The organism is Micromonospora sp. NPDC048842 (assembly GCF_040649935.1).
GTDB lineage: Bacteria > Actinomycetota > Actinomycetes > Mycobacteriales > Micromonosporaceae > Micromonospora > Micromonospora hortensis.
The window spans coordinates 268,917-283,320 of the sequence record NZ_JBEZGK010000008.1 but is presented as its reverse complement, the minus strand read 5'-3'; the positions used below and the strand labels follow the sequence as shown (position 1 = coordinate 283,320).

Sequence of the window (14,404 nt, the reverse complement as noted above, 5' to 3'; positions counted from 1 at the left end):
TGCGCGATGTGGAGTCACCGGTCGTGGCCGGGCCACCGGCTGCCGCCCACCGAGCGCCTGCGGCACTACGCCAGCTGGTGTGACGCCGTGGAGGGCAACACCACGTTCTACGCGACCCCGGCCCGGGACACAGTGGCCTCGTGGGCCGCCCAGACGGGTCCCGACTTCCGGTTCGTCCTCAAACTTCCCAAGGTCATCACGCACGAACGCCGGCTCACCAACGTCGACGAACCGCTGCGCGTCTTTCTGGACGCCATCGAACCGCTCGGCCCGCGCGCCCACGCCCTCTGGATCCAACTGCCCGGCTCCTTCGCTCCCGCTGACGTCCCGGCCCTGGGCCGTTTCCTGGAGCAGCTCCCGCGGTCCCACCGGTACGCGGTGGAGGTTCGCCATCCCGCGTTCTTCACCGACGCCCACGCGGCCCGACTGCTCGAGGCGACCCTCGCCGCCGCCCGCGCCGAGTGGATCCCCTTCGACACGACAGCCTTCTTCGCGAGCCCACCGACCAGCGACGCGGAGCGGGACGCCTGGACCAAGAAGCCCCGCGTGCCCCTCCGGTCCCTCGCGCTGACCGACCGACCGATCATCCGCTACCTCGGTCGCGACGACCCGACGCGCACCGTCGAGGGGTGGCAGCGCTGGGTCGACGTGACAGTCACCTGGCTCCGCGAGGGGCGCTCGCCGACGATGTTCATCCACACCCCGGACAACGCCGACGCGCCGGCGCTCGCCCGCCGGTTCCATGACGAGGTACGAGCACGCGTACCCGGGCTCGACGCGTTGCCCGAGCCGATCCCGGTCGAGCCGCTGACGCTGTTCTGACCCGACCGGTCAACCCTGCCGGTCGAGCAGGTCGTCGAGGTGGGCCGCCGTGCTGATCAGCGAGAGGTGGCTGAACGCCTGCGGGAAGTTGCCGATCTGCTCACCGGTCGGCGCGATCTCCTCGGAATAGAGGCCGAGCGGGTTGCTGTAGGTGAGCATCTTCTCGAAGGTCAACCGGGCGTCGTCGATCCGGCCGGCCAGGGCGAGCGCCTGCACGTACCAGAAGGTGCACATGTTGAAGGTGCCCTCGGTGCCGGCGAGACCGTCCGGCGAGGCCTTCGGGTCGTAGCGGTAGACCAGGCTGTCGGAGACCAGTCCGGTGTCCATCGCCCGCAGCGTCGACTCCCACAGCGGGTCGGTCGGCGAGATGAAGTTCAGCCCCGGCATCGCCAGCAGCGACGCGTCCAGGATGTCGGACCCGTAGTGCTGCACGAACGCGCGACGTTCCTGGTTGAACCCACGAGTCATCACCTGCTGGTAGATGGCGTCACGTTCGGCGGACCAGCGGGCGATGTCGCCGGGGCGGCCCCGGCGACGTGCGATGCGGATGGCCCGGTCCAGCGCGACCCAGGACAACACCCGACCGTAGGTGAAGTCCTGCCGGCCGGAACGGGTCTCCCAGATGCCGTCCTCGGGCTGGTCCCAGTGCGCACAGAGCCAGTCCATCAGCCCAGCCGTCTTGCGCCACCCCTCGTACGGCGCGATCAGCCCGTTGCGGTCCGCGAGCTCCAACGAGACGAGCGCCTCGCCGTAGATGTCGAGCTGGAGTTGGCCCGCCGCGCCGTTGCCGATCCGCACCGGCGCGGAGCCGCGGTATCCCTCCAGATGTCCCAGCACCTCCTCGGGGAGGTCCGGTGAGCCGTCGATGCGGTACATGATCTGCAGGGGAAGGTTGCCGTCGCGTGCCTCACGGATGCGCGCGTCGAGCCAGAGCAGATACTTCTGGGCCTCGTCGGTGAAGCCCAGGCGCAGCAGCGCATGCACGGAGAAGGACGCGTCCCGGATCCAGGTGTAGCGGTAGTCCCAGTTCCGCTGCCCGCCGATCTGCTCGGGCAGCCCCGCGGTGGGCGCGGCGACCAGGGCACCGGTTGGTGCGTACGTCATCAGCTTGAGGGTCATCGCCGACCGCTCGACCACCTCCCTCCAGCGGCCCTTGTAGCGGGAACCGCCCACCCACCGCCGCCAGTAGTCGCGGGTCTCGGCGAGCAGTTCGCACGCCTCGTCGGTGGTGAGGGCTCGGGGCGCGTGCGGACACGCAGTCTCCAGGACCACCCCGCCGATGTCGCCGGCGTGCAGGGTGAACGAAGCAGACACACCGTCGGTGTCCCGTTTGATGTCCCTCGCGTTGAACTCGCGGCGCGAGTTCTTGAAGGCGGCGAGGGTGAGCGTCATCGTCGGGCTCCGGAAGACGTCGCCCTCGGGGTGCACCTCCAGTTCGTACGGATCGCGCCCGTAGTTGAACCGTGGGTGGCAGTGGAAGCGGAACCGCATGCTCCCCCGAACCATCCGCACCAGCCGGATCAGCCGGTGCCGGTCGGTGGCCTCCGCACCGGTGACCGGCATGAAATCCAACAGCTCACCGACACCGTCGGCGCTGTGGAAGCGGGTGATCAGAATCGGCGTCCCGGGCAGGTAGAGCTGCTTGCTCGTGTAGTCGACACCCTCGGGCGAGAGCTGGAAGTGGCCGCCGTTGCGGCGGTCCAGCAGCGCGCCGAAGACGCTCGGCGAGTCGAAGCGGGGCGCGCAGAACCAGTCGACCGTGCCGTCCGTGCTGATCAGTGCCGCGGTCTGTAGATCACCGATCAGACCGTGGTCCTCGACTGCCGGGTAGCTGTCCACGCCATCCCCCGCCATCAGTACTGGCAATGGCGGCGACTACCCGGGCACCGTCGAAAGATGCGGCCCGCCGGGTGTCGGCTGCCGGCCCGGGACGGGACGTACCGTCGAGGTCGGCCCCGTCCCGGAACGCTGTCAGTCGCTCAGATCGCCCGGAAGCTCGCGTACTGCCCGGCCGGATAGGTCCGGAGCGTGCCCACACCCGTCGCCTGTCCGGTGCAGTCCGCGGTCCGGTAGAAGGTGACGTCCTGGAAGCCGCTCCACCCGACGTGGCTGTCGGCGGTCGAGGGCACCGGCGTACAGGCACCGGTCGGGGCCGGGAAGTGCGCGACCGCAGTGGTGAAGGTTCCGCTGTAGAAGGTCAGGCCGGATTCCTGTGCGGAGGCGGGCGATGCCAGGGATCCGAGCCCGGCGGTCATGATCGCGGACATGGTCAGCACTGCGCCGGCTCGGGCTGCTCTTGCTCGCATGCGCACACTCCAATGCGTCGATGGATCTTTCCACCATCGTCGCCGCACTTTGTTGACATCGCAAGCATTTGGTTGAGGTGTTCACCTAATTTCGATGGGTCCGGTCCGACTCAGTCGAGACCCACCGCCTATTGCGGAAGCAAACCTTCCGCAATCGTCGATAGCGTCAACACCAACGACATTGACGAGAGGACACCTGATGAGCCTGCGAGGATTCGCCACCCTGAACATCTGGGCGGACGACGTGGAAGCGGCCACTGCCTGGTACGCGGACTTCCTCGGCATCGAGGCGTACTTCATGCGCCCCGGCCCCGACGGACGCCCGGCCTACACCGAGTTCCGCATCGGGGACTACCAGGCCGAGTTGGGCATCATCGACCGCAGGTACGCACCGGCCGGCGCGGCGACCGGGCCCGGCGGCGTGGTCATGCACTGGTGCGTCGACGACCTCGACGCGACAGTCGAGCGGCTGCTGGCGTTGGGTGCCACGGAGTACCAGCCAATCACTCCACACGGGGACGAGGGGTTCATCACCGCGGCGGTGGTCGACCCGTTCGGCAACGTGCTGGGGGTCATGAAGAACCCGCACTACCTCGACGTCCTCGCCTCACTGAAGGCGACCTGACGGGGGCGCACTCGGGGTTCCCGACACGCGGTTGGCGGCTCGGCGACAATGGCGGAGACGCCGGGACGGTTCAGTCCCACTCGTCCCGGTCCGCCGTCCGCCGCACCAACGCTGCCGCCTCGTCGGCGTTCAGCCCGCTGGCCATCAGCAGATCGTGTGCCGACGTGCGGAAGTCACCTGCGGCGATCATGCCCGAGTAGCCCAGCCGGTGGGTGTGCGGGCGGGTGGGATCCGACGCGGCGGGTCCCTGCGCCTTTCCGACCAACTCTACGGCGGTCAGGATCTGCTGGCGCGCCTGTTGCGGCTCTGCCCGCGCGCGGATCGCGCAGCGCAGCGTCTGCACGCTGTCGGCCAGCAGGTCGATAGCCGCGGGCAACTCCTCCGGCACCGGTTCGCCGTTCCGCAGGGCCTTGGTCAGCCTCCTAGCAATCGCGCGCAAGCTGTACAGGGTGCGTTCCATATGTCGGACGGCACCGGTGTAGTAGGCCAGGGACGGGCGCTCGCGCCAGCGCAGCGGCGCCAGTCGCACCACCTCCTGTGCGGCGCCCAGCCCTTCGTCCAGTGCGGTCAGCCGGGAGCCGAGGCCCCGTAACGCCTCCAGGCTCCGCTGCGCACCGTCAAGATCCCGAAGGCGCAGCGCCCCGGCCAGATCGTGCATGGCGGCGATGGCCGGGTCGAGGACGGGTTCGGCCAGCCGCCGCACCGTCCGCTGCGGGTGGATGGGCACCACCAGCAGACCGACCGCCAACCCGACCAGTCCGCCGACCGCGGCATCGACGAAGCGAGGAACGGACAGGTCACGCACTGGCGGTTCCAGGGTGGCGATGAGCACCGCTGTGCCACCGGCCTGGGTGAGCAGGGAGCCACCGCCCTTGAGCAGGATGGCGACGATGATCGCCAGTACGACGACCAGGCCGGTCTGCCAGGGCCCGATGCCGAACAGCGGCATGACCGCGTCACCGACGGCGAGCCCGAGAACGACCCCGACCAGCAGCTCGATGGTGCGCCGCAGGCGTGTGCCCATCGAGGCGGCCACGATGCCGACCGCTGTGGTGGGCGCGAGCACCGGGGCGGGATTGTCCAGGAACTGGGCCCCCACGAACCAGGCGATCGTCGCCGCGACGCCGGCCTGCACGGCGAGCAGCCCGTAGAGGCGGAACCGCCAGGCGCGGGAGCGCAGCCCGTGCCGCACCCGCTCGCGCAGGCCGGCCCAGGTTCGGTCGACCCGGGACACCCCGTGCCGGGGCGGGTCGTTGTCAGCTGCCGGCTCCTGCTTGGCGGGCATCCGCGCCGCTTACCCAGCGGATACGGACCTATCCGGCCAGCGAGCCGAATCGTGCGGATCCCCGTCAGTGGGCGGGGTTCGGCGTGTGCGGGAGTTTGCCGAGCTGGCGCCAGTTCGTCTCGGCGACGTCGACACCGTAGTGCTTGGCGGCGGCGAGGATGTTCTGAAAGGCCAGGTCGCGGTCCTTGTCGGTGACGCCCTGCACCTGATCGAACCGGGCGATGGCATTGCGGACGTGGCTCGCATCGGTCATCGGTTCCTTGCGCTTGCCGGGGAACGCGAAGACGGTCTCCGGCAGCTCGCGCTTGTCCTTGTCCGACAGGCCGCCGTGTTTCTCGTGGGGCTTCCAGGTTGATGTCATCGCCCAGCATTACCCGCACGCCGTCCGGCAGCACCTCCGAAGCCGACATTTCCCCGACCACCACCACCGGCAAGATCCATATCATGCCGACACCTCGAGTCGAGGCCGAAGCCCTGCACACGTCGTCCTTTGTGGAGTGCGAGCATGGCCGCCATGGATATCTATGAGGACTCCCGTACGGTGTCACGCTCCGACCTGGCCGCCTGGCTGCGCCAGCTGGCGAACCAGCTGGAGTCTGACGGGCGGCTCTTCTACGGCGCGGCCGGTGCGGTGACGGTCGCGGACACGTTGCGGTGCGAGCTGGAGATCGAGCGGGAGAACGAGACGGAGGTGTCCGTCGAGATCGAGTTCTCCTGGACCGAGCCCGCGCGCGTCAAGGTGGCGGACGAGGAGGAGCCCTCGACTGACGACGAGGCCGCCGAGCCGACCGACACCACGCAGCACGCCGCCCCCTAGCGACGTCGCCGACCCGAGATCGGGCGTGGGCACCGTCCGTCGGATCCGGCGAACGGTGCCCACGTACGCGGCCAGCCCGCGTACTTTAAGGAAGGTTTAAAGACCTTCCGAGCGCGAGCCGCAAGCGCCTACCATTCGGCGGCCGTGGCCGTTCGGGTCATCCTGGCGTCCACTCGTTGGGAGTGACCCCGTGTCGTACGAAAGCGCACCGCCGCCCCGTCATCGCGTTCCTGGCTGGCTCGGCCGCAACAGGCTCGGCGTCGCCGTCGGCGCGGCGGCCGTACTCGTCATCGCGGCCGGGGGCGTGTACCTGGGCAGCGGCGCGGCGCAGCCCGAGCCGTCGAACGCGGCCAACGCACTCGAATACCCGTCATCACCGGCCGGGCAGCCGGCGTCGCCAAGCGTGGCGGTGTCGACGTCCGCGACGCCGTCGGCCTCCACGACCCCGTCGACCGGCGCGACACCGGCGACCGCTGCCGCGCCGAAGGTCCCGGCAACCGGCTGGATTCCGGTCGACCGGGCGACCTGGAAGGCGCAGGCCGACGCGTACCGGGCGTTGAAGGTCGACCCCGTCCCGTCCGGAGTGGGCAACCTTCCCGAGTTCCGGGCTGACTGCCAGTACAGCCACCGGCTACCGGACGACCCGATCGTCGCCCCCGGCCTACCGGGCGCGTCACACATGCACTCGTTCGTCGGCAACAAGGCCGTCGACGCGAACACCGTCGCCGGTGACCTCACGAAGTTCACTGCCACCTCGTGCAAGCCCGTCCAGGACCACTCCGCCTACTGGGTGCCCACGCTCTACGACAACGCGACGGGAAAGCCGGTCGAAACCACCGGGTTCCGGGTCTACTACCGCTCGCTCGCCAAGAACTCGACAGGCCAGATGCCGATGCCCAACGGCCTGCGCATGATCTCCGGCGACGCCAAGAAGAAGAAGCCGACCCCGCGCGGCGCGACCGGCCAGTTCTACTGCGCCTTCTACGGCCCCGGTGACCTCGACGGCATCGCCCGCAGCACCAACGGCAACTGGCCCATCTGCGGGGGCGACGCGACGCTGCACTTCATGATGCAGTTCCCCGACTGCTGGGACGGCAAGCACCTGGACAGCCCCAACCACAAGGACCATGTGGCGTACGGCAGCGGCAACTCCTGCCCGACCAGTCACCCGGTCCGGATCCCGGCGATCACCTTCGACATCCAGTACCCGGCCAAGGGCACCCCGGCCGGCTACTACCTGTCCTCCGACAAGGAGGGCAAGAGCGCCTCGTCGATGCACGGCGACGCGTTCGTGATGTGGGACGTCGACACCATGAACAAGCGCACGAAGAACTGTGTCCAGGGACGCCGGACCTGCGACAACTACGGCTACCAGAAATAGCCGGGGCCAGGCCCGTGTCGGCCTGGCCCCGGGGTCGGGTCGGTCAGCTACGCAGCGTCCACCGCTGGTTCGTGCCGCCGTTGCAGGACCAGAGGATGAGCTTCGTGCCGTTGGCGGTGGCGGCACCGTTGGCGTCGAGGCAGAGCCCCGACTGGGCGTTCGTCACGGTGCCGTTGCTGTTGACGTTCCACTGCTGGTTGAGCCCACCGTGGCAGTCCCAGATGATGACCGCGGTGCCGTTGGCAGTGCCCGCCCCGGAGGCGTCCAGGCACTTGTTGCCGTACACGGTCAGCTGCTTGCTGGCGGTCTGGGCCCACCGCTGGTTGGCGCCCGTGGAGCAGTCCCAGAGTTGGGTCTGGGTGCCGTTGGTCGTCGAGGAGTTCGGCACCTCGACACAGCGGCCGGACTGGCCACCCACGAGTTGCCCGCTCCCCGTGCCGCTGCCACCGCCCTGCTGCTGCCGGACGATGAAGGTCGACTCCGCCGACCGGTTGCCCTGAGCGTCGACGACGTACAGCCGGTACTCGCCCTGGGTGGCCGGCACGGCGATGGACGTGGCGTTGCCGGCGGCCCTGGTCATCGTCGCCCCGGCGGTGAAGGTGGTCGTGCCGGACGGCGCCAGCCAGACCGACTTGGTGGCGTCGCCGGTGCTGCGGATCGGGATCGACGCCGTGGCACTGGTGACGAAGGTGCTGGCCGGCAGCACGTAATTCGGCGCGGAGAAGGTGCTCGCCGGGACGATGTCCCGGTACGCGTCCTCAAGGCCGGAATTCGCGGCGATACCGTACGCCGCAGCGGGCCAGACATAGTCGGAGGAGACGAGGATGTCGGCGACCGTGCTGTTCGGCAGATTCTTGTTCGAGACCTTGTTGATCGGGCCGTAGATCTGCGTGATGCTCAGATCGTGCTTCCGCCCGAAGTCGTCCGAGTTGATCATCCAGGTGACGTTCTTGTCGATACTCAGGACGTTGTCGCGGAACGTGATGAAGGCTGATCCCTCATCCGGGTGCAGTCCGTACTTGTGGCCCGACGGAACGCCCTGCAGATAGTTGTTGGTGATGGTGGTCCCGGGCTGGCTTCCGAGCGTGTAGATGGGGCCCGTGTCGCTGAGACGCTGCACGGTGTCGATGATGTGGTTGTAGCTGATGGTGTTGTTTCTCGCCGTGGTGGTCGGCCGGTTCGGCACGATCGAGCCCGACGATCCGTCGAAGTTCCACCAGCCCCAGCCGAGCGTGATGCCCGACCATGGGGTCTTCTCGATCCGGTTGCGCTGGATGGTGAGGGTGTCGACGAAGTACGCGGAGATGGGGCTGTGCCCGTTGAACAGGACCGCGCTGTCGTAGAGGTAGTTGTTCTTGATGTCGATGTTCTTCGGTAGTCCCTCGACCGACGCGGAGTACTTCTCGCGGTTGGTCGACGTGCCGTCCCCGATGTAGACGTGCTGCGGATGGCCCACGAGGATCGCGGACCCGGCAATGTCGTTGGTGTGGTTGCCGATCAACTGTGTGCCCTGCACGTCGTTGACCATGCTGATCCCGTCGGCACCGGTGTGTTGGACCCGGTTGCGTTGCAGGAGGATCCCGTCGGCGTTCTGCACCTGGACGATGCCGGGAACCACGTCGACGTTGCGGTAGTGGTAGACGTGGAAGTTGCCCTTGGCGTACACGTTCGCGCTCAGATTGCCCTGCTGGGCCTGCTTGAGGACCGAGCCTGCGACGTTGACCAGGTTCCAGTCGGAGTGCTGCACCGTCAGGCCGGAGAACGTGATGTTGCGCGCGTGGCTGCTCGTCGAGGTGCCGGCGACCCGCAGCACTGTGGAGACGTTGTTCGGCGCGTAGACCGTCGCTGTCGACATGTTCTCGGCGCTGGCCTTGTAGTAGTAGAGCGTCCGGCTGCCCTTGTCGAAGAAGAACTCGCCGGGGGCGTCCAGGAACTCGTAGGCGTTCATGAGCTTGTGCGTGCCACCGACCTGGGCGTTGCCGTTGAACGAACCCTGGGCGATGGCCGCACCGGGTTGCTGGAAGAGGGCCACCCGGTTGGCGCCGTCGGAACTCGTGGTCACCTGGCGGACGCCAACGATGGCCGTGGTCCAGGTCGTTCCGGTCTCGATCTCGATGTCGTCCTGGTTGCGGGCGACGGCAGGGAAATCGTTCAGGCTGTATTTCGCGCCGTCGCACTGCGAACCTGACTCCCAGGCCCACGCGGCCTGGTTGGCAGTGATGTTGTACGTCCCGTAGCAGCCCGCCGAGCTGATCGTCTTCGACGCCATGAACGCGCGCTTGTCATTGACGTAGAGCGCCCGCAGCTTGTTGGCGCGATCGAGCGGCGCCTTCCAGATGTTGCCGCTGTGCTGGCTCCACCCGGTCACCGGGACGCCGCCGTCGAGGACCGGCGTCTCGCCGGGATAGGCGGCGTAGGCGACCCGGAACCCGTTGTTTCCGGAGTCGCTGGCGCCGAACTCGACGGTGCTGCTGACCGGATATCTCCCGCCGCGGAGATACACGTTGATGTCGCCGCTCATCGTTGAATTGATGGTGCGAACCACGTCCCGCGCGCGTTCGACCGTCTTGAACGGCGATTGAATGGTCCCCGGATTGGCGTCGTTACCGTCCGGGGCGACATAGTAGGTCGCCTGGACTGCGGCCGAGGCCGGTAGTTGGTTTGTCAGCACTGCCGGCAGTGTGGCGGCGACAAGCGCCGCCACCGCCAACACTGACATTCGAGCGGTGGATATGGCTGACTTCACGTCTGTTCCTCTCACTGGTCGTCGATGTGGTGCCCAAAGTGCGTATCGAGCGACGAGTACGGAACAGCGACGCCACTAAGGGCCGGCGGGGACTTCCGTCGCCCCGACCGCACTCTTTGTTAACCGCCCCGAAATTCTTACTGGGAGCGTAGGTCACACGTCTGACCAATGCAACCGGCAATTGGAGGGCGTCTATGCAGAAATGCCGTCGGATCGGGCAGATCAACCACGCCGGCCATACACCCCTGCCTACGTCGTCCGACGAATCCGCAGGGACGACGCGAGGCTCGTCGTGGAGGCTCGCGACCACTCGCACGCACCTCGGCGATCGACAACTGGACGGCGGCCTCGGCCTGCGCCCCGCAGCGCAGGGCGCTGAACGTCGCGAGCAACCACAGCCCCCCAGGGGACGCCGGACCAGGGGACGCCGTTGGTCCGGTCCCCCTTTGGAGCTGAATCGCCTACGACATCACCGACAGCCGACCCCTCGAACCGCCCCAGCGACAACACCTCCACCCGCCCGCAGTTACCAAGCCCCGCCCACCCGAGCGGTCGCGAGAGGGCTCAGCGACCCCCGGGCCGGACCGACGATCAACCCACTCCCAGGAATCGATCAATCGAGGCGTCGCGAGGCCTGAAAAGCTCCGAAAGTTTCGGCGACCTCGCGAGCCGGGGCGGCGTCCCGGGCATGCCCACGTCAGCCGCACCACACCCTCGCCAGCCGGCCCGGGGACCTACAGGTGCGCACGGATCACACATTGACTTGCATTGATGTTCTGCTTACAGTCACCAACGAAATACCGAAAGTTTACCGAAAAGTAGCCCGGAGGTCCGGCAACCTTCCGCAGGTCGCCACGCAGCGACGGCGGTCTGGCGTCGGTCCGCTCCGGCGTGAACCAGGAGGAACCCCAGCGATGTCGCAGCTCGTCCTGTTCGCGATCGACATCTGCGCGGTGGCGCTGCTCGTCTTCGGGCTCTACTTTCCCCGGCACCGCCGGCGCGACCTTGTCGTCGCCTACCTGGGGGTCAACGTCGGCGTCCTCGCGGTGGCGAGCGCGCTGAGCGCCAGCGACGTCGGCGCCGGGCTCGGGCTGGGGCTGGCGCTGTTCGGAGTGCTCTCGATCATCCGACTCCGGTCGACGGAACTCGACCAGCACGAGGTCGCGTACTACTTCTCCGCTCTCGCACTGGGCATTCTCGGCGCACTCAGCACCACCTCGGTCTGGCTCAGCGGAGGCCTGATGGCACTCATCGTCGCGGTGATGTTCGTCGGCGATCACCGACGGCTGCTCCGGCACTACCGGCACCAGATCATGGTGCTCGACTCCGCCGTCACCGATCACGTCGCTCTCGTCGCCCAGCTGGAGCAACTGCTCAACGCCCGGGTGCACAACGCCATCGTCCAGCGGCTCGACATGGTCAACGAGACCACAGTGGTCGACGTCCGATACTCGGTCGCCCGACGCAGCGCGACGGCCGGCACCAGCAAGTCGGTACGTGCCGGGGCGCTCCGATGAGCGCGCCACAGCTGGCGACGCTGACGCCGATCGCACTGGCCGAGGTGATCGACAGGGCAGCGCTGCAGTGCAGGGTGGACCGCAAGTACGTCATGGCGGTGGACGAGTTGCCGCACCTGCTGGACCAGCTCACCCCGTACGCCCGGGTGCTGGACATCGATGGTGAGCGCAACTTCCGGTACGAGTCCGTGTACTTCGACACGCCCTGCCTGGCCAGCTACCACTGCGCCGCGTACCGGCGGCGCAGGCGATTCAAGGTACGGACCCGGACCTACCTCGACTCCGCCCAGTGCTGGCTGGAAGTGAAGATCAGCGGAGCACGCGGACGGGTCACCAAACACCGACTGCCGTATCTGGCCGAGGACCGCCGCACCGTCCGGTCCGGGCGCGGGTTCGTCGACGAGGTGCTGGACCGGGAGTCGATTCTGTCCAATCTCACCGGCAGCCCGCTGGAGCCGGTGCTGGTCACCAGCTACCGTCGCTCCACTCTGCTGCTCCCCGCGACCGCGAGCCGGGTCACCATCGACACCGGGCTCACCTGGCAGGACGGTGACCGCACACTGCGGCTGCCCGCCATCGCAGTGGTCGAGACCAAGACCAGCTCGGCCCCTTCGCTGGTCGACAGAGTGCTGTGGCAACGCGGGACCCGGCCCGTACGCATCTCGAAGTACGCCACCGGTCTCGCGGCCCTGCGCCTGGACCTTCCAGACGTGCCGTGGCGACGGACGCTACGCCGCCATTTCCGCGCCGACCCGTCCTCGGCGCTCCTGGAGTTGACAGTTCCCACCCGATCAGAACAGGAGGCATCGTGCGCATGACCACCCGCAACACCGGTCTTCCGGCGGCCCTTCGTGCCGCCGGGATCGCCGCCACCGCCGTGTTCGTCGCAGGCCTCCTCGTGGTGTCTTCGCCACCGGCCGGCGCCGAACCCGTCTCCGCTGCCCAGGCCGCCCAGCCGGTCACCGAACTCCTCGCCGGCGGCCCGGCCGCCGATGCCGCCGCCGCACCGGCCGTGGCGGACGACCTGGCCGGCGACATCACCTTCTCGGTGCCCAGCGGCACCTTCCAGGGAGAGGTGGCGGTGACGCTGAGCAGCACTGTCAGCGGCGCCCAGATCCGTTACACCACCAACGGGCAGCCGCCGACCGCCCAGTCGTCGCTCTATTCGGGCTCGCCGCTGCGCTTCACCCGCACCACCCAGTTGCGGGCACAGGCGTTCGTCGGCCAGACACCCACGGGTGCGCCGGGCACCGCCATGTACGCCGCCCAGAACGTCACCACCTCCCACGACCTGCCGGTGGTGCTGATCGACTCGTACGGTGCCGGCCGGCCCGACCGTGAGTACTTCGACGCCACCACGATGATCTTCGAGCCGACGGGCGGCACCACATCGTTGGCGGCCGCCCCGACGCTCAGCACCCGCGCGGGATTCCGGCTGCGGGGCAACTCGTCAGCGACGTTCGAGAAGACGCCGTTCCGCGTCGAGTTCTGGGACAACGAGAACGACGACGCCGACCACCCGGTGCTGGGCATGCCGGCCGACTCCGACTGGGTGTTGCGCGGCCCGTTCCCCGACAAGGCGCTGATCCGTGAGGCGCTCGTCTACGACCTCGGGCGCGAGATGGGGCTGCCCGCCCCGCGCTACGCGTTCGCCGAGTTCTACCTCAACACGGACGCCGCACCGGTGGGTGCCAGCGACTACATGGGCGTCTACATGTTCATGGAGACGATCAAGAACTCCAAGGACCGCCTCGACCTCAAGCAGTTGGACTCCGACGACGTGACACTGCCGAAGATCCAGGGCGGGTACATCTGGAAGTTCGAGTGGATGGCGGCCGAGGAGCCGACGTTGCCGTGCACCGGGCCGGCGGCCACCTGCTGGAACTACCTCGAAGTCGCCGACCCGTCGCCCCTGCAACCGCAGCAACGGGACTGGCTGCGCGATCACCTCCAGGAGTTCAACGACGTGCTGCACTCGTCGAACTTCGCCGACCCGAGCACCGGATACCGCAAGTACATCGACGTCGACTCCTTCATCGACCTCATGATCGTCAACGAGCTGAGCCGGGAGATGGACGCCTACGTCCGCAGCTCACACTTCTACAAGGACCGGGACAGCAAGATCTTCGCGGGTCCGCTGTGGGACTTCGACCTCAGCTTCGGCGTCGGTGGATTCTTCGCCAACGACCAGGTGTCGGGCTGGCAGCACCAGCAGACCCGACAACCGTCGGCCAACGACTGGTTCGCCCAGTTGCTACGCGACCCCGCGTTCGTCAACCAGGCCCGATCGCGCTGGCAGACGCTGCGACGGGGCCTGCTCTCCGACGCCGCGCTCCAGACCCGGGTCAATGCTCTCGCGGCCCCGCTGACCAACGCGGCCCAGCGCAACTTCCAACGCTGGCCCAACCTGACGGCACCGACGGTCAGCTTCTTCCGCACCCCGACCTCGCCCACCTGGCAGGGGCAGGTCCAGGTCATGCGGGACTGGATGCTGCGACGCGCCGCCTGGCTGGACTCCACCGCCGGCTGGGGTGGTTCCGTCACCACGCCACCGCCGACCACCCCACCGCCCACCACTCCACCGCCCACCACTCCACCACCCACGGCCGGCTGCACCGCGGCGTACGCGGTGACCAGCCAGTGGACCGGCGGGTTCCAGGGCGAGGTGCGGGTCACCGCGGGTACCTCGGCGATCAGCAACTGGACCGTGACGTGGACCTTCGCCGGTGGCCAGAGCGTCGCCCAGGCCTGGAACGCGACAGTCACGAGCCAGGGCTCGGCGGTCACCGCCCGCAACGTCGCCTACAACGGGGCACTCGGCGCCGGCGCGAGCACCGCGTTCGGGTTCCTCGGCTCGTCCACCGGCACGCCCAGCACACCGACACTGACCTGCACGGCGAGCTGA

11 protein-coding genes and 2 pseudogenes are annotated in these 14,404 nt (G+C 68.2%); 8 read left to right on the top strand and 5 right to left on the bottom strand.

Going from position 1 to position 14,404, the window contains the following annotated elements; translation table 11 throughout:
- Positions 1-6 precede the first annotated feature (6 nt).
- Positions 7-822 (top strand): DUF72 domain-containing protein, encoded by an 816-nt coding sequence (locus tag AB0C19_RS14665; protein ID WP_357184720.1) that lies wholly within the window; start codon positions 7-9, stop codon positions 820-822.
- A gap of 9 nt (positions 823-831) precedes the next feature.
- Here the strand turns inward: AB0C19_RS14665 and AB0C19_RS14660 are convergent, their stop codons facing one another.
- Together AB0C19_RS14660 and AB0C19_RS14655 are read right to left on the bottom strand one after the other, a co-directional pair.
- On the bottom strand, positions 832-2,661 hold the full coding sequence (locus AB0C19_RS14660; RefSeq protein WP_357184717.1) for a glycoside hydrolase family 15 protein: 1,830 nt from the start codon (positions 2,659-2,661) through the stop codon (positions 832-834).
- A 140-nt stretch (positions 2,662-2,801) separates the two neighbouring features.
- Complete coding sequence (locus AB0C19_RS14655; RefSeq protein ID WP_357184595.1) at positions 2,802-3,128, bottom strand: hypothetical protein; 327 nt, start codon at positions 3,126-3,128, stop codon at positions 2,802-2,804.
- A 199-nt stretch (positions 3,129-3,327) separates the two neighbouring features.
- On the opposite strand from AB0C19_RS14655, the gene AB0C19_RS14650 reads away from it, so the two are divergent.
- Positions 3,328-3,753, top strand: coding sequence for a VOC family protein (locus AB0C19_RS14650; protein WP_357184592.1), 426 nt, complete (start codon positions 3,328-3,330; stop codon positions 3,751-3,753).
- A gap of 70 nt (positions 3,754-3,823) precedes the next feature.
- On the opposite strand, the gene AB0C19_RS14645 is transcribed toward AB0C19_RS14650, so the two are convergent.
- Both AB0C19_RS14645 and AB0C19_RS14640 read right to left on the bottom strand, forming a co-directional pair.
- The gene (locus tag AB0C19_RS14645) at positions 3,824-5,038 is read right to left on the bottom strand and encodes an FUSC family protein (RefSeq protein WP_357184589.1); all 1,215 of its coding nucleotides are present in this window, start codon (positions 5,036-5,038) and stop codon (positions 3,824-3,826) included.
- A 64-nt stretch (positions 5,039-5,102) separates the two neighbouring features.
- Complete coding sequence (locus AB0C19_RS14640) at positions 5,103-5,399, bottom strand: DUF6582 domain-containing protein (RefSeq protein ID WP_196921397.1); 297 nt, start codon at positions 5,397-5,399, stop codon at positions 5,103-5,105.
- Positions 5,400-5,552: 153 nt separating this feature from the next.
- On the opposite strand from AB0C19_RS14640, the gene AB0C19_RS14635 reads away from it, so the two are divergent.
- Both AB0C19_RS14635 and AB0C19_RS14630 read left to right on the top strand, forming a co-directional pair.
- Positions 5,553-5,855, top strand: coding sequence for an amphi-Trp domain-containing protein (locus AB0C19_RS14635; protein WP_357184586.1), 303 nt, complete (start codon positions 5,553-5,555; stop codon positions 5,853-5,855).
- 190 nt (positions 5,856-6,045) lie between these two features.
- Positions 6,046-7,236 carry a DUF1996 domain-containing protein gene (locus tag AB0C19_RS14630; protein ID WP_357184582.1) on the top strand — a complete coding sequence of 397 codons (1,191 nt, stop codon included), beginning with the start codon at positions 6,046-6,048 and terminating at the stop codon, positions 7,234-7,236.
- Between the two features lie 43 nt (positions 7,237-7,279).
- Here the strand turns inward: AB0C19_RS14630 and AB0C19_RS14625 are convergent, their stop codons facing one another.
- The gene (locus AB0C19_RS14625) at positions 7,280-9,955 is read right to left on the bottom strand and encodes an RICIN domain-containing protein (protein WP_357184579.1); all 2,676 of its coding nucleotides are present in this window, start codon (positions 9,953-9,955) and stop codon (positions 7,280-7,282) included.
- Between the two features lie 941 nt (positions 9,956-10,896).
- On the opposite strand from AB0C19_RS14625, the gene AB0C19_RS14620 reads away from it, so the two are divergent.
- The 4 genes and pseudogenes from AB0C19_RS14620 to AB0C19_RS14605 form a co-directional block, all read left to right on the top strand.
- Positions 10,897-11,499: a DUF4956 domain-containing protein gene (locus tag AB0C19_RS14620; RefSeq protein WP_357184576.1), complete on the top strand. Its 603-nt coding sequence runs from the start codon at positions 10,897-10,899 to the stop codon at positions 11,497-11,499.
- Positions 11,496-12,317, top strand: coding sequence for a polyphosphate polymerase domain-containing protein (locus AB0C19_RS14615; RefSeq protein ID WP_357184573.1), 822 nt, complete (start codon positions 11,496-11,498; stop codon positions 12,315-12,317). The genes AB0C19_RS14620 and AB0C19_RS14615 overlap by 4 nt, the downstream gene beginning before the upstream one ends.
- Positions 12,314-13,999 (top strand): annotated as a pseudogene (locus tag AB0C19_RS14610) (CotH kinase family protein); the annotation flags it as partial. The gene AB0C19_RS14615 and the pseudogene AB0C19_RS14610, both read left to right, overlap by 4 nt.
- A 42-nt stretch (positions 14,000-14,041) precedes the next feature.
- Positions 14,042-14,404 (top strand): annotated as a pseudogene (locus tag AB0C19_RS14605) (cellulose binding domain-containing protein); the annotation flags it as partial.

Excerpts from the sequence above, each read along its gene's own strand:
- AB0C19_RS14645 (WP_357184589.1), bottom strand. The coding sequence starts at position 5,038 with ATGCCCGCCAAGCAGGAGCCGGCAGCTGACAACGACCCGCCCCGGCAC.
- AB0C19_RS14625 (WP_357184579.1), bottom strand. The coding sequence starts at position 9,955 with ATGTCAGTGTTGGCGGTGGCGGCGCTTGTCGCCGCCACACTGCCGGCA.
- AB0C19_RS14615 (WP_357184573.1), top strand. The coding sequence starts at position 11,496 with ATGAGCGCGCCACAGCTGGCGACGCTGACGCCGATCGCACTGGCCGAG.
- AB0C19_RS14620 (WP_357184576.1), top strand. The coding sequence starts at position 10,897 with ATGTCGCAGCTCGTCCTGTTCGCGATCGACATCTGCGCGGTGGCGCTG.
- AB0C19_RS14640 (WP_196921397.1), bottom strand. The coding sequence starts at position 5,399 with ATGACATCAACCTGGAAGCCCCACGAGAAACACGGCGGCCTGTCGGAC.
- AB0C19_RS14655 (WP_357184595.1), bottom strand. The coding sequence starts at position 3,128 with ATGCGAGCAAGAGCAGCCCGAGCCGGCGCAGTGCTGACCATGTCCGCG.
- AB0C19_RS14665 (WP_357184720.1), top strand. The coding sequence starts at position 7 with ATGTGGAGTCACCGGTCGTGGCCGGGCCACCGGCTGCCGCCCACCGAG.
- AB0C19_RS14650 (WP_357184592.1), top strand. The coding sequence starts at position 3,328 with ATGAGCCTGCGAGGATTCGCCACCCTGAACATCTGGGCGGACGACGTG.
- AB0C19_RS14635 (WP_357184586.1), top strand. The coding sequence starts at position 5,553 with ATGGATATCTATGAGGACTCCCGTACGGTGTCACGCTCCGACCTGGCC.